Origin of the sequence: Roseovarius dicentrarchi, from assembly GCF_003316635.1 — a bacterium.
Lineage (GTDB): Bacteria > Pseudomonadota > Alphaproteobacteria > Rhodobacterales > Rhodobacteraceae > Roseovarius > Roseovarius dicentrarchi.
This window is the reverse complement of sequence record NZ_QNQP01000010.1, coordinates 1-17,971: the sequence shown is the minus strand read 5'-3', so window position 1 is coordinate 17,971 and position 17,971 is coordinate 1. Positions and strand designations below refer to the sequence as shown.

Here is a 17,971-nt window from a genome sequence, read left to right as displayed (position 1 = left end):
GGGGCGTCCTTTGGTCAGATCGCCCGTGTTCTAGGGCAGCGCGCGCGCTGGGGCAAGAGGCGCGCGCGCCTCAAAGCGCCGGAAGCAGGTACATTCCGGTCGGGGAAAAGGCGATGGATTTACCGGCGGCGATATCATCGGCAAACTGTGCAGCGATGGCGCGCAGCGCGGTCTGGCGACCTTCGGTGATCAGCGCGCCGCGCGAGGGCAGCGCCGCCAGGCCCGGACGGTGGGCTGCCTGCGTCCATACCAGCGGGTGCAATTCGTGCAGATGGTCGCGCAAGATCCAGTCCAGACAGGCGCGCAGCTCCGCACGGTTGCCGTTGTCCGCAGGCGCCGCCGCATCGCGCAGTGTCACGGCGCAAAAGGCGGCCAACAGGTTTGCCGTGTGCTGATCGGGGCGCCGCCGCAGGATATCGCGCAAACCGTCGATGAAAAACGCGGTATCCACGGCTTGCAGCGCACCGGCGTCCAGTGCCATTGCGTCGAAATAGACCCATGTGTAGCCGCCCGCGCCCCAGATGTCGCCAGTGCGCGCGGCTGTGCGGCGCGCCTCCAACTCCAGCGCGCGGTGGGTGCCGTGGCACGCCGGCAGCAGCGCCGCGCCCAGCGCCCGCATGTGACGCGGGCAGGCGGGGTCAAGGTCGATCAGATCCTCGAAATGATCGGCAATTTGGATGTTGCCCGCATCCGGCAAGCCGGGCATCAGCGCACATTGCGCGGCGGCCAGCGATGGCGCGTTTTCGGCAAAGCCGCAATGCGGCTCCAGGATATCGGCGGCGCGGCTGAAATGCCGCTGCGCGCGGCGCTGCGCTGCGGCGACATCATTGCGCGGTGGCGCCGCGCGCCAGGCCCAGCCCAGATCGACATGCGCCAGCGCCACAACCAGCGCGATGGCGTAGTCGCCGCCATGTTCGGCGCAGATCGCCTCCAGCGCGTCGATGCCGTCCGGGCAGGGGGCGGCGCCGCCATGCAGCGCATCCTCGGCCACCGCGACCACATCGCCGCGCGCGCCGAACGCCAGCAAAAGCGCCGCTGATTCGCCGCCCGCCGTGGCCGCGCGATGGCTGTCTGCTGCGCGAATTTCGCGGCTCAGCTCGTCCCACATCTCTTGGCGGGCCAGTTTCTGACCCAGATCCTGATAGGCCGCGCGGGCCTTTTCCTCGCCCGTGACCGGCATGGACGGCAGGATGATGCGGCGGCTGAGCGTTTCCAGGTCGTACTGTGCCATAGCGCCAGCACGGGCAGAAGTTTTGCGTGAAAACATATGGTTGGCGGCACGGGTCAGAATATGGGGCACGGGTGGGACAACCTTTTCGCTGGGGCGTATCACCTATGGTTGTGTCGGCGGATTTGGGCCAAATCATGTCGCCGCTGCGGAGAAGGCGCGGATAAACCGGCGCGACGCTGGGCCGCTGGGCCGTATTCTGCTGGCGGCGCTTTGGGGCGGGATTGCCACACACGCAGGTTTCGGCAAAAATACGCTATGAAGTCGCTGCTCCTTTGCCTTGCCATACTTTGCCTGAGTGTCGCCGCACCCGCAGGCCTGCGTGCCGAGTCCGGTGCACAGGTGCGGCCCGTGGCGCGCAGTCTGGTCATCCCCAAAACGCGCTGGGATCACCGGCCGGCGGGTGCGGAATGGACCCGCAGCGCATTGTCGGCGCTGGGCCAGCACGGCGCGCCGCTGGTCCGGGCGGTGCCGCGTGACATTGCCACCTGGTGTCCGGGCTATGCCTCGGCAGATCCGGCGCGGCGCAGTGCGTTCTGGGTCGGTTTTCTGTCAACGCTTGCGAAATACGAAAGCACGTATCGGGCCAAGGCCGTCGGCGGCGGCGGGCTGTGGTATGGGCTGCTTCAGATCCTGCCGGGAACGGCGCGGGGCTATGGCTGCCGCGCGCGCACCGGCGGGGCGCTGACCGACGGCGGTGACAACCTGAGCTGCGCGATCCGCATCATGGCGCGGACGGTCACGCGCGACGGGGCAATCGCGCTGCGCGACAATCGCTGGCGCGGTGTCGCGGCGGATTGGGGGCCATTGCGCGACGCGGGCAAACGTGCCGAGATGGCGGGCTGGCTGCGCGGGCAGAGCTATTGCGCCGTGACCCGCTCGCCCCGCCCGCCGCTGCGCCCGATCGCGGTCGAGGCGCGCGGGGGCGGGGCCGAACGCTAGGCGTTCAGGATGCGTCCGACCATTTCGGTTGTGTCCCGGCTCAGGCCGGGCTGGCCGGCGATCCGCTCCAACTGTGCGCGCATCAGCGATTGTCGGCTCTCGTCATAGCGGCGCCACGTCTCAAAGGCGGAGCACATGCGCGCCGTGGTCTGCGGGTTCACCGGGTCCAGCTTGATCAGCCAGTCGGCCAGCAGGGCATAGCCCTTGCCCGATGCATGGTGAAACCCGGCCGGCGATCCGGCCAGCGCGCCCAGCGTGGCGCGGAAGCGGTTGGGGTTTTTCATCGTAAAATTAGGGTGCTGTGTCAATTTGTGCGCCACATCCGCGGTATTCTGCGGATCGGCCATGGCGATTTGCAGGCCAAACCATTTGTCGATCACCAGCCGGTCGTTCTGCCATTGATCGTAGAACGCCTGCACGGCCGCGTCCCCGCGCCCGGCCTGCAAGAGGCACCCGAGCGCCGCCAGCTGCTGTGTCATGTTGTCTGCGGCGTCATATTGCGCCTGCGCCGCGGCGCCGCCGTCGCGCCGTGTGATCATGGCAAGCGCGGCATTGGCCAGCGCCCGCCCGCCCGCCTGTGCGGCATCGGGGCGGTAAGGCCCGGTCACCTGATTTTGCGCATATAACTGCTGTGCCGCGTCCTTCATCACGTTTGCACGGGCGTCTTTCAGCGCCTCCAGCGCGTCGTGGATCGCCTGCGGGTCCGGCGTATCGCCCGCATCGAACAGCGCCTGCGCCAGATCATCCTGACTGGGCAGGCCCAGCGCCAGCGCGCGGAACGCCGGGTCCAGCGTGTCGTCCAGCGCCATGATGCGCGCGGCCTCCAGATAGGCGGCGTCGGGCGCGGCACCGTGGCGGATCATCGCCAGCAGGCCATCGCGGGCCAGCGCGCGGCCCGCCTCCCATTTGTTGAACGGGTCGGTGTCATGCGCCAGAAGGAAGGCACGCTCGGCGTTGTTCGTCTCGCGTTCAAGGATCACGGGCGCGGAGAATTCGCGCAGGATCGACGGGATCGGGCGCGCAGACAACCCGGAGAACTCAAAGCACTGCTCGGCCTCGGTCATTTCCAGCACGCGGGTTTTCTGCACTTCGCCGCCATTCTGGCCCAGAAGGCCGACCTTGATCGGGATCACGCGCGGCGGCTTGTCCGTCTGGCCCGGTGTGGGGGGCGTGTGCTGCGCGAAGGTCAGCGTATAGGTGCCATCGCTATAGCTGTCGGTCACCGACAGGCGCGGCGTGCCGGCATCCTCGTACCAGCGTTTGAACTGCGCCAGATCGCGGCCTGTCACATCCTCGAACACGCGCAACCAGTCCTCGATGGTGCAGGCCTGCCCGTCATGGCGTTTGAAATAGAGCGTCAGCGCCTTGGCCCATGCGTCATCCCCGACCAGTGTCTTGAGCATGCCGATCAGCTCGGCACCCTTTTCATAGACGGTGGCGGTGTAGAAATTGTTAATCTCGACAAAGCTGTGCGGGCGGACCGGATGCGCCAGCGGTCCGTTATCCTCGCGGAACTGGCGGGCGCGCAGGGCGATCACATCCTCGATCCGCTTGACCGGCGCAGAGCGCATGTCCGCGGTGAACTGCGCATCGCGGAACACGGTCAGCCCCTCTTTCAGGCACAGCTGAAACCAGTCGCGGCAGGTGATGCGGTTGCCGGTCCAGTTGTGGAAATACTCGTGCGCGATGATCGCCTCGATCCGCTCGAAATTGGCGTCGGTGGAGGTTTCGGGCGAGGCCAGCACGCAGGAGGAGTTGAAGATATTCAGCCCCTTGTTCTCCATCGCGCCCATGTTGAAATCATCGACAGCGACGATGTTAAAGAGGTCCAGATCGTATTCGCGGCCATATACCTTTTCATCCCAGTGCATCGAATCCTTCAGCGCCTGCATGCCGAATTCGCATTTGCCCTCGTCACCGGGGCGCACCCAGATGTTCAGCTCGACCTCGCGGCCCGACATGGTGGTAAAGCTGCCGGGATGGTTGACCAGCCGCCCGGCGACCAGCGCGAACAGATAGCTGGGTTTCGGCCAGGGGTCGTGCCATTCGGCAAAGCCGTCACCGACGGCCACCGGATTGCCGTTGGACAGCATCACAGGCTCGCCCCCCTCGATGCGCACGGTGAACACGCTCATCACATCGGGGCGGTCGGGGTAGTAGGTGATCTTGCGAAAGCCCTGCGCCTCGCATTGGGTGCAGTACATGCCGCTGGACATATACAGCCCCTCCAGCGCGGTATTGGCCGATGGGTTGATTTCGACCTCGGCCTCCCAGACAAATTCGCTGTCTGGCACATCGCAGCTCAGGCCCGTTTCGGTGACGTTCGGGGTGACTTCGGCGCCGTTGATACGGGCGGAGATCAGCGTCATCCCCTCGCCATCCAGCGCGAAGTCGCGCGATGCGGCATCCGGGTTGGGTGCAAAAGTGATGCGGCTGTGGACACGTGTGCGGGTAGGGTCCAGCCGGAATGTCAGATGCACATCGCGCACCAGCCAGTTGGGCGGGGCGTAGTCAGACAGGTAGATGGTCTGCGGAGAGGCGTCTTGGGGTGCGGCTGGCATGATGCGTCCTTTTTGGTCGGAACCACTTGGGTCCGGTCAGAGTTAAGGGCATATGTCCGGGCCTTCAATGGCCATAATCGGCGCTCGAAGGCGGGCGGAAATCATATTGCGGAGGATGCATGATGTCGGCACCTGACACCAACACAGAGACAAAGAAGCCAGCCCACAAGACGCCAATCGCCGGGATGATCGCGGTGGTTGTCTTTGCCTTTGGCCTGCTGTTCATTCTGGTGACGTGGCTCAGCTATTCAGGGAACGATCCTTCGACCGACGGCGCCACCGAGGGGGCTGTGAGTTCAGAGGTCCCCGGCGAGGGCATGCCGACGCCCGCCGCTGCTGAATGATGTGGTCGCGCGGGTTGGCTTGAGTGCGCGTGTTCTGGGTTGCAACATACCGATCAAGGCTTTGATTTGAAACATAAAGCCAAGGGCGATTTGCCTACCAAGCTGTGCGTGACATGCGGCCGCCCGTTTACGTGGCGGCGCAAATGGGCGGCGGTCTGGGACGAAGTGAAATATTGCAGCGAAAGATGTAGGCGCGCACGCATTGGCGGGACTGGGACAAACCGCTAGGTCAGAGGTGTAGGCTCAGCGGCGGCGCGCGGGGTTGAATATTCGTCTGCTTGCGTCAAAATGAGCCGGTCAAACTCTCTTGAGCAGGATTTTCATGCGGCGCCCCATCATCGGAATTATCGGCAATCAGTATGTCATCGACGACCGCTATCCGGTTCATGCCGTCGGGCGCATGAACCTTGAGGCGGCGGCGGATGTGGCGGGCGGAATGCCCTATATTATCGCCGCCGATCCGGCGCTGGTCAGTGTTGCAGAACTGATGGAGGTTTGCGACGGCTTCATCCTGACCGGCGGCCGGGCGAACGTGCATCCCGAGGCGTATGGCGAGCCGCCGACAGCCGCCCACGGTGCGTTTGACACGGCGCGCGATGCAATCACACTTCCCTTGGTGCGGGCGTGCATCGAGGCCGGGCAGCCGATCCTTGGCCTCTGCCGCGGGTTTCAGGAAATCAACGTCGCGCTGGGCGGGACGCTGCATCCGGAAATTCGCGACCTGCCGGGACGTGACAACCATCGCATGCCGCCCGATGGCACGCTGGAAGAGCAGTTTGCGCTGCGCCACGTCGTGACCTTTACCGAGGGCGGCGTGTTTCACAGATTGCTGGGCGCGCGCCGTGTGATGACGAACACCCTGCACGGGCAGGGCGTGAACGTGCCGGGATCGCGCGTTCGTGTCGACGGCTACGCACCCGACGGCACTGCCGAAGCGATCCATATCGCGGACGCGCCCGGTTTCGCGCTGGCGGTTCAGTGGCATCCTGAATGGAACGCGGCCCGCGATCCCGTGTCGCGCCCCCTGTTCGAGGCGTTCGGCGCTGCGGCACGCGACTGGGCCGCTGGCGAAGGCCCGGTTTCGGTGCTGAAATCGGCGTAGGGCGATAGCAGCAAATCCTTGCAAGTTCAGCATGCGACGGGATTTGGGTATTTTCACCAAGAAAAGCCAGATGGTGCGCTTTGGTGGCGGGCTGGCCAGTTCGCCGAGGATGCACTAAGTCAATCATCGCCATTTCTGGCAACATTGCGAGACATCATGTGTTCAGATCCCTCCAAACCCGGCGATAGCCCGGCGCGTCCGGTCGGCGCCATCATGCGCGCGCTGTGGATATGCGTTGGCGCGGTATCATTGGCGCTGGGCGCGGTGGGGGTGATCCTGCCGCTGCTGCCGACGACGCCGTTTGTGTTGCTGGCGGCGTTCGCCTTTGCCCGCAGTGCGCCGCGCCTGCGGGCGTGGCTGGCGGGCAACCGCATCTTTGGCCCCATCATCGTGGACTGGGAGCAAAGCGGCGTCATTGCGCCCAAGTACAAGGTGATCGCATGCACGGTCATGGCGGCGGTTTTGCTTGGCTCGATCATTGGCGGGCTGGCATGGGGTTTGATAGCGATACAGGCTGTCTGCATGGCCGGGGCGGCGGCGTATGTGCTGAGCCGCCCGTCAGGTGCGGGGCGCTGATGGGGCCGTGGGCTTTTGGGTATTTTTACCAAGAAAAGCCATGGGGTGCGGCGCCTTGGGGCGCGGTTTCCTGTTCGCGGGTTAGACGTGTTGGCCGCCATTGACGTCGATGGAGGCGCCGTTGACGTAGGATGCTTGCGATGAGCACAGGAACAGGACGATGCGTGCGACCTCCTCGGACTGGCCGAGGCGGCGCAGGGGGATGGTGCGGGTGATTTCCTCGGTCCCCGGCGACAGGATTTCGGTTTCGATTTCGCCCGGTGTGACCATGTTGGTACGGATGCCGCGAGGGCCGAATTCGGCTGCGGCCTCGCGCGTCAGCGCGGCCAGAGCGGCCTTGGAGCAGGCATAGGCGGCGCCGGCATAGGGATGGACCCGGCTGCCGACGATGGAGCCGACATTGACCACGCAGCCCTGCGCCTGCTGAAGTTCGGGCATCAGATCGCGCATCAGGGCGGCCGGGCCGAACAGGTTGACGTTGAACACCTGATGCCAGACGTCATCCGCAGTATCGGCGATGCCAAGCCGCGTGCCGCGCTCGCCCTTGGGCGAAATGCCGGCATTGTTGACAATGGCACCAAGGCCGGTGCCGCCCAGCGCCTCGCGCACCCGTGCGACCAGATCGGCGCGCGCGCCGGCGTCGGCCAGGTCACCCTGAAAATGGTCGGTGGCGCCCGCGTGCCATGGGCAGCGGTTGTCGAAGGCCGTGCGCGACACGGTCAGCACACGCCATCCGGCGGCCTGGAACGACTTGACCGTCGCGTGGCCGATGCCCCGACTTGCGCCGGTCAGAAGAAGTGTTCTGTTGGTCATGGGATCCCTCCGGGGGTTGGCGACAATTACTAGCCTGCGCGGGAGCGGTGTCAACGGTGTGCAGTCGCCGCGGCCGCGTGTCAGGTGTAGGAGCGGGCGGGCAGGGGGGTGCTGTTGATGTCATCGATCAGCATTTGCAGCAGCACCGCTTCGGCGGGGTTCTGGCTGCGCGCGGGGTTGGTGACGACGTGAATGTCGATGGCCGGCAGCCCGGTGGCGGGCGGCAGTTGCCACAGGCGCCCGGCGGCGACGTCGCGCGCGGCGACATGCACGGGCAGGGCGCCGATGCCGATATTGCACATGATCATGCGCCGCACTTCGGACAGGCTGGAGGATACGCCCTTCAGCTTGGGGCGCATTCCTGCGCGGGCGCGCAGCCCGGCCAGCTCGAACAGCGGGCCGGCGGCGCTGTCGGTCTGGAACGATACGGCGACCTCATCCTCCAGATCGGTCAGCTTGAGGCCCGATTTGCCGAACAGGCGGTGGCCCGGTCCGCAGTAATGGCCGAAATATTCGCGATAAAGCACCCGGTAGTCCAGCTTGGGGCGTTTGTGCGAGACAAGGCAGATACCGAATGACACGCGGTTTTGCTGTACCTGCGTGATGACCTCCTCGCTTTCGATGATGCTGAGCGTGTAGGTCACGCCGGGATGCGCGGCGTTGAAGCGCTCCAGCACCGCGTCGAAATGCGGGCAGGCGATATGGCTGGCCAGTGCGATGGTGATCTGCCCCGTCACCCCATCCTCGGCCCCGCTGAGCAAAATGGGCAGCTGCATGACCGAGCCAAAGATCGTGCTGGCCTCGCGGTGCAGCACGTCGCCCATGGGGGTGACGCTGAAATGGGTCGACGACCGGTTGACCAGCCGCTGGCCCACCTGCGCCTCCAGCCGTTTCAGCGCGGAACTGATGGTGGGCTGTTTCAGGCCCAGAAACGTGGCCGCAGGGGTGATGCCGCCCTGTTCGACCATCACCATGAAGGTGCGCAAAAGGTTCCAGTCCAGGTTCCAGACAAAGCGTTGATCATAGGGCTGCACCATAGATATCCTCGATCTGCGGCATTCTCATTATCTATTTGCATGATGTTTGATTGCTGTGCAAACCTTTCGCCAAGGCCAAAAGAGCGCATCTTTGCGGTGCCGCAGCCTGAAACAGATACAACACAACGGGAGAATTGATACATGACGATGATTGCTAGGATGATGCGCCGGACTGTCCTGATGGGCGGCGCCGCGCTGATGGGCGCGATGATGACGCAGCCGGCATTTGCCGATGATCTGGAGGCGATCAAGGAGGCGGGCGTTCTGCGCATCGCCATGACAGGGCAGTATCCGCCCTTCAACTTTGTCAATGAAAACAATGAAGTTGTCGGGTTCGATCCCTCCATCGGCACCGAGATTGCCAAGCGTATGGGCCTTGAGACGGAAATCGTCACCACCGCGTGGGACGGCATCATCGGCGGTCTGATCGCGAACAAGTTTGACGCGGTCGTCGGCTCCATGTCGATCACCGAGGAGCGCGACAAGGTGATTGATTTTGTCGGCCCCTATTACAACACCAAGCGGGCGTTTTTCACCGTTGCCGGGTCCGACATCACATCGCTGGAGCAGTTGAGCGATCCCGATGTCACCGTCGGTCTGACGCTGGGCGAGACGCATGACCAGTGGGCGCGCGATCAGGGCTATAACGTCAAGACGTACAAGGGCCTGCCCGAGCTGCTGATGGAGCTGACAAATGGCCGGATCGACGTTGTCATCAACGATTCGATCCCGGTGCTGCTGGCGATGAAATCGGGCCAGTACGATCTGGCCGAGATCCCCGCACCCGACGCCGAAGCCTTCCCCGCCGGCATCGCCATCCGCGAGAACAACCCCGAGCTTCAGGCCGCGATGCAGGAGGCGCTGGACAGCATGATGGAAGACGGCACCTACATGGAGCTGGCGAACGAGTGGGTCGGCGGCGACATCCGCTAAACCCCGCGTGACACTTCAGCAAGCCGGGGCGCATCATGCGCCCCGGCACCTTGCCTGACTTCCGCAGCGCCGTCAGGCATCACCATCACCGGAGATCGCCCTTGGATATCGAGCTGATGCTGCGGGTTTACCCGTTCTTCCTTCAGGCTGCGCTGGTCACGGTGCAGCTGTCGGTGCTGACCTGTCTGCTGGGCCTTGCCTGCGGCGCGGTGGGGGCGTCGATGCGGCTGTCGCGGCTGGCGCCCTTGCGCTGGATCGCGGCCGCTTATGTCAGCCTGTTTCGCGGCACGCCCGCGCTGATTCAGGTGTTCATCCTCTATTTCGGCGGCCCGCAGATCGGTATCAATCTGGATGCGTTCACCGCCGGAACCATCGCGCTGGGCGTCAATATCGGGGCCTACATGACCGAGACGATCCGCGGCGCCATCCTGTCCGTGGATCGCGGCCAGACCGAAGCGGCGCGCACGCTGGGCATGAGCAAATGGCAGACCATGCGCAAGGTGATCCTGCCGCAGGCCGCGCGCATGATGATCCGGCCCCTGGGCGTAAATATCAACGCGCTGATCAAGGGCACCGCGCTGCTGGCGCCGATTTCGGTGATCGAACTGACCCAGACCGCGCAGCGCTTTATCGGGTCCACCTACAAGCCGTTCGAGATGTTCCTGATGGCCGGCGTTCTTTACATGATCTTCATCTATATCGTCGGGCAGGGCATCAACTGGCTGGACCGCCGGGCGCGTATTTCATGAGCGCCGCACGCACTGCCCCATCCCTGACAGGAGGCCGCCATGGGTCTTGATTTCACGGTCGTCCCCGGATATTTCGACATGCTGCTGATCGGTATGGTCTGGACAATCGCCATCACCATCGGCGCCGGTTTGCTCAGCTTTTTCGGCGGTATCATCTTTGCGGTGATCGCGCTTTATGGCCATTGGGTGATCCGCCTGCCGTTCCGGCTGTTTGCGTGGCTGTTCATGGGCACGCCGCTGCTGTTGCAGCTTTTCCTGATCTATTTCGGCCTGATCCAGATCGGCATTGACCTGCCTGCCTTTGTCGCGGGCGTGATCGGGCTGGGCCTGCATTTCGCGGTCTATAATTCCGAGCTGATACAGGCGTCGATCCTGTCGGTGGACAAGGGCCAGTATGAGGGCGCGCGCACTTTGGGCCTGTCGCGCGGGCAGACGCTGCGCCGCATCGTGATCCCGCAGGCGGTGCAGGCGGTGGTGCCGCCCATGGGCAACAACATGATCGCGCTCTTGAAGGATTCCGCGCTGGTGTCGGTGATCGGCGTGGCCGAGCTGACGCTGTCGGCGCAGCAGGCGATCAGCCGCACCTATCGCCCGTTCGAATTCTACCTGGCCGCCGCCGCCTGCTATTACGTCATCAACCTGTGCCTTGAGGCCGTGCTGCGCCGCCTTGAGCGCCGCATCGCGGCCCAGCGCTGAGGAGCCTTCCATGAGCGATACCCCCTTTATCGAGATCCGCCACGCCGCCAAAAGCTTTGGCGCGCTTGAGGTTCTCAAAGACATCAACCTGACGGTGGAACGCGGCCAGATCGTGGCCATCATCGGGCCTTCGGGTTCGGGCAAATCGACGCTGCTGCGGGCCATCAACGAGCTGGATCCGCTCACCTCGGGCGAGGTCTGGCTGGAGGGGGTGCAGATCAACAGATCGCTGCCGCACCGCCAGTATGAAAAGCACGTCAATCAGGTGCGTCAGGACATCGGCATGGTGTTCCAGCACTTCAACCTGTTCCCGCATCTCAGCGTGCGCGACAACATTACGCTGGCGCCCAAGATGCTGAAAGGGATGAGCAGCGCGGACGCCAACAAACTGGCCGAGCAGCAGCTGGCCCATGTCGGCCTGTCGGACAAGATCGACGTGTTCCCCTCGCGCCTGTCGGGCGGGCAGAAACAGCGCGTGGCCATCGCCCGCGCGCTGGCGATGAAACCCAAGGTGATGCTGTTCGACGAGGCGACATCGGCGCTAGACCCCGAACTGGTCGAGGAGGTGAACCTCGTGATGAAGAAGCTGGCCGAAGAGCATATGACCATGATCATCGTCACCCACGAGATGGATTTTGCCGCCAGTGTCTGCGACCGGGTTCTGTTCATGGACCGCGGCGTGGTGGTCGAGGAAGGACCGCCCGGCGTTATCTTTCAGAACCCGAAAGAAGAGCGCACCAAGAATTTCCTGCGCAAACATCTCAGCCGCTAGGGGCACAACATGTCGAACCTGTTTTATCAGACCAAATCGCCGCGCCCCGTGCTGGACCGGGCCGAGGGCATCTATATGTATGACGTCCACGGCAAGCGGTATATCGACGGATCGTCCGGCGCGATGGTGTCCAATATCGGCCACTCCAACCCCGCCGTTCTGGACGCGATGCGCGCGCAGATGGAGAAATCCACCTTCGGCTATCGCCTGCATTTCCAGACCGAGGCGTCGGAGGAACTGGCCGAAAAGATCGTGGCGCTGACGCCCGAGGGTCTGGACAAGGTGTTCTTTGTCTCCGGCGGCTCCGAGGCGGTGGAAAGCTGCCTGAAACTGGCGCGCCAATACGTTCTGACCCAAGGGCAGGCGCAGCGTTACAAGGTGATTTCGCGCTTTCCCAGCTATCACGGCTGCACGCTGGGCGCGCTGGCGATCACCGGCATGTCCACCATGACGGCGCCGTTCGATCCGATGATGCAGCGCATGCCCAAGGTGCCGGCGCCGCGCGCCTATCTCGACGGGCTGGACCCCGAGGACGAGGCGACCGGCTGGTATTACGCCGACATGCTGGAGCAGAAGATTCTGGACGAGGGGCCGGAAACCGTCATGGCCTTTATCGTGGAGCCTGTCGGCGGCGCCTCCACCGGCGCGCTGGTGCCGCCCACCGGCTATATGCAGCGGGTGCGCGAGATTTGCGACCAATACGGCGTGCTGCTGATCCATGACGAGGTGATGACCGGCGGCGGGCGCACCGGCGCGTTTTTCGGGGCCGAACATTGGGGCACCGCGCCCGATCTGATCTGCCTGAGCAAGGGGTTCGGCGCGGGTTATGCGCCCTTGGGCGCGATGATCGCGCGCGAGGATATGGTCGAGGCGGTGATGGACGCGGGCGGCTTTATCCATGGGTTCACCTATGCGGGCAATCCGCTGGCCTGCGCCGCCGGCAGCGCCGTGCTGGACGAGATTGCCCGGCAGGGAATGGTCGAAAACGCCGCAAGGATGGGCGACAAGCTGGCCGAGCGTTTGCGCGGCCTGATGCAACGCTATCCGCTGATCGGCGACGTGCGCGGCAAGGGGCTGTTGACGGCGTTCGAATTGATGGCGGATCGCGGTACAAAGGCGCCGCTGCCCAAGGGGCTGAACGCGCATTCCCGTCTGGTCGATATCGCCTATGACAACGGCCTTATCATCTATTCGCGGCGCACGCGCGGCGGCACTTCGGGCGATCATTTCCTGGTCTGCCCGCCGATGATCGTGACCGAGGATCAGCTGGACGAGATGACCGATATGCTGGACCGCTCATTGGCGCAGTTCATGGCGGAAATGCCCGGATTGGCGGCGGAATAATGTCGAAGATCATCATCACCTGCGCCGTCACCGGGTCGATCCACACGCCGTCGATGTCGCCTTACCTGCCGATCACCGCCGATCAGATCACCGAAAACGCCATCGGCGCGGCCGCGGCGGGCGCGGCCATCCTGCATCTGCACGCGCGCGACCCCAATGACGGGCGCCCATCCGCCGCGCCGGAGCATTTCAATGCCTTCCTGCCACGCATCAAGCAGGGCTGCGACGCGGTGCTGAACCTGACGACGGGGGGCAGCGCCACCATGACGCTGGAGCAGCGGCTGGCCGCACCGATGCAAGCCGAGCCTGAGATGTGCAGCCTGAACATGGGCACGATGAACTTCGCACTTTATCCGGCGGCAGAGCGGATAGCCGAGTGGAAATTTGACTGGGAAAAGCCGTTTCTGGAAGGCACAGACGATCTGATATTCAAGAACACCCCGCGCGACATGGCCCATATCCTGACCGAGCTGGGCGAACAGCGCGGCGCGCGGTTCGAGTTCGAGTGTTACGACGTCAGCCATCTTTACATGCTGAAACATTTCGTGGATCGCGGTCTGGTGCAGGCGCCGCTGTTCATCCAGTTCGTCTTTGGTGTGCTGGGCGGCATCGGGCCGGACCCGGAAAACCTGACGCATATGAAACTGATCGCGGACAAGCTGTTTGGCGACAGCTATACATTTTCTGTACTGGCGGCCGGGCGCCACCAGATGCCGCTGATCACCATGTCGGCAATATTGGGCGGGCATGTGCGCGTCGGACTGGAGGATTCGCTGATGATATCGCGCGGCACGCTGGCCAAAAACAACGCCGAGCAGGTGGCCAGGATCCGCCGTATTGTCGAGGATCTGGGCCGCGAGGTGGCCAGCCCGCAGGAGGCGCGCGCGATGCTGCACCTCAAGGGTGGCGACCGGGTGGCGATTCAATGACGGCGCCGCTGATCCAGACCGTCACACCTGAGACACTGACCGCATTTCACGCCGGACTGCGGCATTTGTCGGATCATCTGGGTGATGCGCACCGCGCGGATGCGGATGCGCTGGGCGCCGCGCTGTTCGGACCGCAGCCCTTTGCGCTGGGACTGATGGCGGCGGATGGCACCGGCGCGCTGCTGGCGATGCCGATGTTTTCGACCATCCACGGCGGTCCGGGCGTTTATGTCAGCGATCTGTGGGTGGCCGAGGCGGCGCGCGGCAGCGGCATGGGGCGGCGCCTGCTGTCGGCGGCGCTGAACCAGACCATCTGGGGCACGCCGCGTTTTCTGAAACTGACGGTTTATTCAGACAATCCCGCTGCGCGCGCCGTCTATGACCGGCTGGGATTCCAGCCGCAGGATGCCGATACCGTTATGCTGCTGGAAGGCGCACCCCTGACCGTTCTACGGGACGCCGGGTAGCGCCTATAACCCCTGCCAGCGGCGCAGCATCCAATACCATTGATCGGGCTTGTCCAGAATCCGCGCCGACAGGCTGTCGTTGAATGCCTGCGTCATTGCCAGCGCATCGCTGGGCGGGATCGGGGCCTCGAACTCTACCGCGAAACTGCTGCCGTCGCCGGTGCGGGTGCCATAGGCCGGCACCATCGGGATATCGTATTTCAGCGCCAGCCGCGCCGCGGCGAGCGATGTCAGCGCATCATGCCCCAGAAAGGACATGCGCACCCCGTCAACCACCTTTTCATCCAGCAGTATGGCGATAAAGCCGCCGCTGCGCAGATGGCTGACCAGCGCCTTGGTCCCGATCTTGCCGGTGGGCATGATCGGCAGGCCGCCTGCCTGAATGCCGGCCAACAGGCGGCGCTGGTAATGGCGGTTGGATTGCGGGCGGTAAACGGCACCGGTTTCCATGCCGCGCGCCTTCAGCACCGCGCGGATCGCCTCCCACTGGCCGAAATGGCCCGAGACGATGATCGCGCCCTTGGCGCGGCTGCGCGCCGCCTCCAGCGCGCCAAGGCCGGGGCCGGAGGTGGTGATACGGTTCGGCTGGCGCTGAAATTCGGCGCAGTTATAGATCTCGTACAGTGTCCTGCCCATGTTGCGGCCGATATTGCGGCACAGTCTCATCCGCTCGGGGCGGGGCATGTCGGGGACCACGCGGGTCAGCTCGCGGTCCAGCCGGTGCCGGGCCACAGGCACCCACCGCGCGACGAACCCCAGAAAGTTGCCGAACGCCCGCACGCGCGCGTCGAAACCGCGCCGCCGGGACATGGTCAGCGCAGAGAGCAATGGGGCATATCGCAGATGATGCCAGAAGGTGATGAAATGTCGGGTGGGCACAAGGCGTATATGGGTGCAAACGCACTGATCGCCAAGTGCGAAAGCGCTTGGGCGATATTTGCGCCGCCGCGTCTGCGTCTGGTCAAGGGCGCGCATCAAGGCTATAGCCGGGCCATGAGTGATCGTTTGCCCCCATGCCCCGAATGTGCCTCTGCGTTCTGTTACCAGATGGACGCGTTGCTGATCTGCCCCGAATGCGGCCATGAATGGGCGCCCGGCGCCCCCGGCGCGGAGTCTGCCGAGGTGCGCGACAGCGTCGGTAACGTGCTGCGCGACGGAGATACGGTGACGGTGATCAAGGATCTGAAGGTCAAAGGGTCGTCATCGGTGGTCAAGGTCGGGACCAACGTGCGCAATATTCGTCTGGTGGACGGCGACCACGACATTGATTGCAAGGTTCCCGGCATTGGCCCGATGGGCCTGAAATCGCAATTCGTTAAGAAAGCCTCGGACTGACCGGTTTCTGAAACCCGCAGGTTTCTTGATAACGGCGGAAATTCGCATGATAGCTGTCGTTGGTGAGTGCATGCCGGCCGCAAGCTCTGCCGATGAGGAGGGGCCGGATCGGCTGATCACGCAATCGGTGGCTGACGCGGTCGGGCATATCGCAGCGGCTTGGGAACGTGTGGAATGACGCGCTGCAAACTTCCGACGATCCGGCGCCTCGGGTCGCGGCACTGATCTGCGCCGCTCGGCGCGGGCGCTGATGGCGGAACTGGTGGGGCTGCTGTCAGCAGAGTTGGCCCAAGGGCAGGCGGCCGGCGTGATAAAGCGCGACCTGCCGCCAGCCGGCGGCGCGCTGTTGCTGGTGCCGAGGCGTCGAAAACCCCCGGCGGCACTACCAACGCCACCGCCCGACTGTACGGCGGGCCGGAAGTGATCGCCGCAGGCCGCAGGCTACGGCAATCGCATATCGAGAGGGTGGCCGACGCCAAATCGGGCCTTTCGGCGGGCGACACGATCCGGCTGGGGCGTGATCCGTTCCGCGTGGTCGGGCTGGTCGAGGACACGATAAACTCGGGCGGTGAACCGGCGCTGGTCATCACGCTGCGCTCAAGGTCGATCCGGCCACGGCGACAGGGGGGGGGCGCTGCTGGCTCTTCGGGTTCGGGCTGAGCGCTTTCACTTGTTTTGTCACCCCTGACTTTTTGGGGACAATGATTTCAATGGGTTAGTGAGGGGGCATTTCAGTGATTTTGTCACATTGGGGGCGGTTTTGGCTGATTTGCTTATGCCGCTCAAAATTTTATGCAATGAAATCAATGGGTGAGTTTTGAGGTCGTGGGCAATTTTGCCCATAACCTGCGAGAATGGAAACCGATTCAGTTTCCGGTTTCCTCAGTTTCTAAAGCCTTTTCCATGTGAGCTTGGAACTCGCGCCTAAGGCTGCTGACCCGTTCACCAGTCTTATCGTAGCGCTGGATTGCTTCGACAAATTGCATCATGCTGCGCGCGGCAATCTCCGCGTCAGGTATGCCCGCGAAGCTATCGTCATCAATAATGCTACTTTCGCTTTGGGCTTGTTTAGACCGGACCCAAATCAAGAGCGAACTGACGACGGCGAAACAAGCAAGCGCGTAGTCCTTTTGAGTTAGCTTAGTCGAGAAGCTATCAGCAGATCGACCCACCAGCCAGTCAATGGAAACCCCCATCTCATCAGCGATAGCAATCAGAGCATCCACACCGGGACGTTTTGCACCTTTCAGCCTCATGTAGCTTTCTAGCGAGCTTTTGGGGATGCCGCATCGCTCAGCCATTTGCTGAATTGTCATGCCCTGCTGCGCCCGAAGAACGTGCAGTCGCTGAACCAATTCACTTGGAATTGCTTTGTCACCCATTGACAAACATTCTAAAGAAAGCCTAGCCTACTATCGTAGTTACGGTAAGGCGATTTCACATCTATGTCACCAACTAACACACTTAAGGAAAGCCGCAAAGCGCTCTATGACAGCGCCCGCGCAGCTTTCGTGATGCGAGGAACCTCCATTACTGAATGGAGCCGCGACAACGGAACACGCATCCAGAATGTCCGTGCTGCTTTTCTTGGAGAGTGGACCGGCCCAAAAGCTGATGCACTTCGCCTTACTGTTTTAGATGCAGCCGGATTGGTAGAAAAGTGATGTTGTCCGTCTCGCAACTGGTAGGCGTTGAAGGGATGCCCGGCACTCCGCAAGGTGTCCGCAAGTGGTTGAAATCTCGCGATATACCGTTGGCGGAACGCAATGGCCGGTTCATTTTTTCAGTTTCAGACCTTCCCGAACCCGAACGCCTTGCCTACCTGAGCCGCGAGATTGAGGCGGCACACCTTGCGCCCGGCACCTATGACGATGACGCCCACGCAAGCTATCTGGCGGCAAGCGCCAGCCTGCGGGCCAAGGCCGAACGCCGCGCGGCCATGGTAAGGCTTTTGAAAGCCGTTGGGTCTGAGGTAAGCTGGGGCGACAGGCTGCGCCTTGTCCGCGCTAAGTTTGGCACAGAAGGCACCGATAAACGCACCCTTCAACGGTATTTAAACACTGTTGAAGGCGTCGATCCGATCAATTATGCGCCCGCGCTTTTGCCCGGTCACAAGGGCAGCCCCGTGCGGGCCAGCACTTCG

General features: G+C 63.4%; 23 protein-coding genes. 17 read left to right on the top strand and 6 right to left on the bottom strand.

Going from position 1 to position 17,971, the window contains the following annotated elements:
- Positions 1-70: 70 nt before the first annotated feature.
- On the bottom strand, positions 71-1,231 hold the full coding sequence (locus DQ230_RS08850) for a hypothetical protein (protein ID WP_113912233.1): 1,161 nt from the start codon (positions 1,229-1,231) through the stop codon (positions 71-73).
- A gap of 348 nt (positions 1,232-1,579) precedes the next feature.
- Here DQ230_RS08850 and DQ230_RS08845 point away from each other — a divergent pair, with 348 nt between their 5' ends.
- Entirely contained in the window at positions 1,580-2,170 is a 591-nt protein-coding gene (locus DQ230_RS08845) for a transglycosylase SLT domain-containing protein (protein ID WP_338050507.1), read from the top strand.
- On the opposite strand, the gene pepN is transcribed toward DQ230_RS08845, so the two are convergent.
- Positions 2,167-4,731, bottom strand: coding sequence for an aminopeptidase N (gene pepN / locus DQ230_RS08840; protein WP_113912231.1), 2,565 nt, complete (start codon positions 4,729-4,731; stop codon positions 2,167-2,169). The two genes, DQ230_RS08845 and pepN, sit on opposite strands and share 4 nt — an antisense overlap.
- Positions 4,732-4,850: 119 nt before the next feature.
- On the opposite strand from pepN, the gene DQ230_RS08835 reads away from it, so the two are divergent.
- From DQ230_RS08835 to DQ230_RS08820, 4 genes are all read left to right on the top strand, one after another.
- The gene (locus tag DQ230_RS08835) at positions 4,851-5,075 is read left to right on the top strand and encodes a hypothetical protein (RefSeq protein WP_113912230.1); all 225 of its coding nucleotides are present in this window, start codon (positions 4,851-4,853) and stop codon (positions 5,073-5,075) included.
- Positions 5,076-5,114: 39 nt separating this feature from the next.
- Complete coding sequence (locus DQ230_RS08830) at positions 5,115-5,303, top strand: DUF2256 domain-containing protein (protein ID WP_338050506.1); 189 nt, start codon at positions 5,115-5,117, stop codon at positions 5,301-5,303.
- 94 nt (positions 5,304-5,397) lie between these two features.
- Positions 5,398-6,177, top strand: coding sequence for a gamma-glutamyl-gamma-aminobutyrate hydrolase family protein (locus tag DQ230_RS08825; protein WP_113912228.1), 780 nt, complete (start codon positions 5,398-5,400; stop codon positions 6,175-6,177).
- Positions 6,178-6,333: 156 nt separating this feature from the next.
- Positions 6,334-6,753, top strand: coding sequence for a YbaN family protein (locus tag DQ230_RS08820; protein ID WP_238987472.1), 420 nt, complete (start codon positions 6,334-6,336; stop codon positions 6,751-6,753).
- A gap of 81 nt (positions 6,754-6,834) precedes the next feature.
- Here DQ230_RS08820 and DQ230_RS08815 read toward each other — a convergent pair whose 3' ends face one another.
- Both DQ230_RS08815 and DQ230_RS08810 read right to left on the bottom strand, forming a co-directional pair.
- The gene (locus DQ230_RS08815) at positions 6,835-7,566 is read right to left on the bottom strand and encodes an SDR family NAD(P)-dependent oxidoreductase (RefSeq protein WP_113912227.1); all 732 of its coding nucleotides are present in this window, start codon (positions 7,564-7,566) and stop codon (positions 6,835-6,837) included.
- Positions 7,567-7,646: 80 nt separating this feature from the next.
- Positions 7,647-8,603, bottom strand: a complete 957-nt coding sequence (locus tag DQ230_RS08810) for a LysR family transcriptional regulator (RefSeq protein WP_113912226.1) — start codon at positions 8,601-8,603, stop codon at positions 7,647-7,649.
- Between the two features lie 141 nt (positions 8,604-8,744).
- Between DQ230_RS08810 and DQ230_RS08805 the strand changes: the two genes are divergently transcribed.
- From DQ230_RS08805 to DQ230_RS08775, 7 genes are all read left to right on the top strand, one after another.
- Positions 8,745-9,536: a transporter substrate-binding domain-containing protein gene (locus DQ230_RS08805; protein WP_203228030.1), complete on the top strand. Its 792-nt coding sequence runs from the start codon at positions 8,745-8,747 to the stop codon at positions 9,534-9,536.
- Positions 9,537-9,637: 101 nt separating this feature from the next.
- Positions 9,638-10,285: an amino acid ABC transporter permease gene (locus DQ230_RS08800; RefSeq protein WP_113912224.1), complete on the top strand. Its 648-nt coding sequence runs from the start codon at positions 9,638-9,640 to the stop codon at positions 10,283-10,285.
- 39 nt (positions 10,286-10,324) lie between these two features.
- Positions 10,325-10,981, top strand: coding sequence for an amino acid ABC transporter permease (locus tag DQ230_RS08795; protein ID WP_113912223.1), 657 nt, complete (start codon positions 10,325-10,327; stop codon positions 10,979-10,981).
- 10 nt (positions 10,982-10,991) lie between these two features.
- Entirely contained in the window at positions 10,992-11,753 is a 762-nt protein-coding gene (locus tag DQ230_RS08790; protein WP_113912222.1) for an amino acid ABC transporter ATP-binding protein, read from the top strand.
- 9 nt (positions 11,754-11,762) lie between these two features.
- The gene (locus DQ230_RS08785) at positions 11,763-13,097 is read left to right on the top strand and encodes an aminotransferase family protein (protein WP_113912221.1); all 1,335 of its coding nucleotides are present in this window, start codon (positions 11,763-11,765) and stop codon (positions 13,095-13,097) included.
- Positions 13,097-14,026 carry a 3,5-dioxohexanoate:acetyl-CoA acetone transferase gene (gene kce / locus DQ230_RS08780; RefSeq protein WP_113912220.1) on the top strand — a complete coding sequence of 310 codons (930 nt, stop codon included), beginning with the start codon at positions 13,097-13,099 and terminating at the stop codon, positions 14,024-14,026. The genes DQ230_RS08785 and kce overlap by 1 nt, the downstream gene beginning before the upstream one ends.
- On the top strand, positions 14,023-14,493 hold the full coding sequence (locus DQ230_RS08775; protein WP_113912219.1) for a GNAT family N-acetyltransferase: 471 nt from the start codon (positions 14,023-14,025) through the stop codon (positions 14,491-14,493). Before kce ends, DQ230_RS08775 begins: the two co-directional genes overlap by 4 nt.
- A 3-nt stretch (positions 14,494-14,496) precedes the next feature.
- Here DQ230_RS08775 and DQ230_RS08770 read toward each other — a convergent pair whose 3' ends face one another.
- Positions 14,497-15,303, bottom strand: a complete 807-nt coding sequence (locus DQ230_RS08770; protein WP_238987471.1) for a lysophospholipid acyltransferase family protein — start codon at positions 15,301-15,303, stop codon at positions 14,497-14,499.
- Positions 15,304-15,486: 183 nt separating this feature from the next.
- On the opposite strand from DQ230_RS08770, the gene DQ230_RS08765 reads away from it, so the two are divergent.
- The 3 genes from DQ230_RS08765 (at position 15,487) to DQ230_RS17090 (ending at position 16,488) form a co-directional block, all read left to right on the top strand.
- Positions 15,487-15,828 (top strand): zinc ribbon domain-containing protein YjdM, encoded by a 342-nt coding sequence (locus DQ230_RS08765; protein ID WP_113912217.1) that lies wholly within the window; start codon positions 15,487-15,489, stop codon positions 15,826-15,828.
- A 46-nt stretch (positions 15,829-15,874) separates the two neighbouring features.
- Positions 15,875-16,006, top strand: coding sequence for a hypothetical protein (locus DQ230_RS17440; protein ID WP_275263529.1), 132 nt, complete (start codon positions 15,875-15,877; stop codon positions 16,004-16,006).
- A 242-nt stretch (positions 16,007-16,248) separates the two neighbouring features.
- Positions 16,249-16,488 (top strand): ABC transporter permease, encoded by a 240-nt coding sequence (locus DQ230_RS17090; RefSeq protein WP_203228029.1) that lies wholly within the window; start codon positions 16,249-16,251, stop codon positions 16,486-16,488.
- A 206-nt stretch (positions 16,489-16,694) separates the two neighbouring features.
- Here the strand turns inward: DQ230_RS17090 and DQ230_RS08760 are convergent, their stop codons facing one another.
- The gene (locus DQ230_RS08760; RefSeq protein ID WP_113912216.1) at positions 16,695-17,210 is read right to left on the bottom strand and encodes a helix-turn-helix domain-containing protein; all 516 of its coding nucleotides are present in this window, start codon (positions 17,208-17,210) and stop codon (positions 16,695-16,697) included.
- Positions 17,211-17,273: 63 nt separating this feature from the next.
- On the opposite strand from DQ230_RS08760, the gene DQ230_RS17085 reads away from it, so the two are divergent.
- Together DQ230_RS17085 and DQ230_RS08755 are read left to right on the top strand one after the other, a co-directional pair.
- Positions 17,274-17,492, top strand: a complete 219-nt coding sequence (locus DQ230_RS17085) for a hypothetical protein (protein ID WP_162497404.1) — start codon at positions 17,274-17,276, stop codon at positions 17,490-17,492.
- Positions 17,489-17,971: hypothetical protein (locus DQ230_RS08755; protein ID WP_203228028.1), on the top strand; the 483-nt coding region annotated here is incomplete at its 3' end. The genes DQ230_RS17085 and DQ230_RS08755, both read left to right, overlap by 4 nt.

Excerpts from the sequence above, each read along its gene's own strand:
- kce (WP_113912220.1), top strand. The coding sequence starts at position 13,097 with ATGTCGAAGATCATCATCACCTGCGCCGTCACCGGGTCGATCCACACG.
- DQ230_RS08825 (WP_113912228.1), top strand. The coding sequence starts at position 5,398 with ATGCGGCGCCCCATCATCGGAATTATCGGCAATCAGTATGTCATCGAC.
- pepN (WP_113912231.1), bottom strand. The coding sequence starts at position 4,731 with ATGCCAGCCGCACCCCAAGACGCCTCTCCGCAGACCATCTACCTGTCT.
- DQ230_RS08805 (WP_203228030.1), top strand. The coding sequence starts at position 8,745 with ATGACGATGATTGCTAGGATGATGCGCCGGACTGTCCTGATGGGCGGC.
- DQ230_RS08810 (WP_113912226.1), bottom strand. The coding sequence starts at position 8,603 with ATGGTGCAGCCCTATGATCAACGCTTTGTCTGGAACCTGGACTGGAAC.
- DQ230_RS08785 (WP_113912221.1), top strand. The coding sequence starts at position 11,763 with ATGTCGAACCTGTTTTATCAGACCAAATCGCCGCGCCCCGTGCTGGAC.
- DQ230_RS08815 (WP_113912227.1), bottom strand. The coding sequence starts at position 7,566 with ATGACCAACAGAACACTTCTTCTGACCGGCGCAAGTCGGGGCATCGGC.
- DQ230_RS17085 (WP_162497404.1), top strand. The coding sequence starts at position 17,274 with ATGTCACCAACTAACACACTTAAGGAAAGCCGCAAAGCGCTCTATGAC.
- DQ230_RS08850 (WP_113912233.1), bottom strand. The coding sequence starts at position 1,231 with ATGGCACAGTACGACCTGGAAACGCTCAGCCGCCGCATCATCCTGCCG.
- DQ230_RS08775 (WP_113912219.1), top strand. The coding sequence starts at position 14,023 with ATGACGGCGCCGCTGATCCAGACCGTCACACCTGAGACACTGACCGCA.
- DQ230_RS08760 (WP_113912216.1), bottom strand. The coding sequence starts at position 17,210 with ATGGGTGACAAAGCAATTCCAAGTGAATTGGTTCAGCGACTGCACGTT.
- DQ230_RS08835 (WP_113912230.1), top strand. The coding sequence starts at position 4,851 with ATGATGTCGGCACCTGACACCAACACAGAGACAAAGAAGCCAGCCCAC.
- DQ230_RS17440 (WP_275263529.1), top strand. The coding sequence starts at position 15,875 with ATGATAGCTGTCGTTGGTGAGTGCATGCCGGCCGCAAGCTCTGCCGAT.
- DQ230_RS08790 (WP_113912222.1), top strand. The coding sequence starts at position 10,992 with ATGAGCGATACCCCCTTTATCGAGATCCGCCACGCCGCCAAAAGCTTT.
- DQ230_RS08795 (WP_113912223.1), top strand. The coding sequence starts at position 10,325 with ATGGGTCTTGATTTCACGGTCGTCCCCGGATATTTCGACATGCTGCTG.
- DQ230_RS08820 (WP_238987472.1), top strand. The coding sequence starts at position 6,334 with ATGTGTTCAGATCCCTCCAAACCCGGCGATAGCCCGGCGCGTCCGGTC.
- DQ230_RS08770 (WP_238987471.1), bottom strand. The coding sequence starts at position 15,303 with ATGTCCCGGCGGCGCGGTTTCGACGCGCGCGTGCGGGCGTTCGGCAAC.
- DQ230_RS08765 (WP_113912217.1), top strand. The coding sequence starts at position 15,487 with ATGAGTGATCGTTTGCCCCCATGCCCCGAATGTGCCTCTGCGTTCTGT.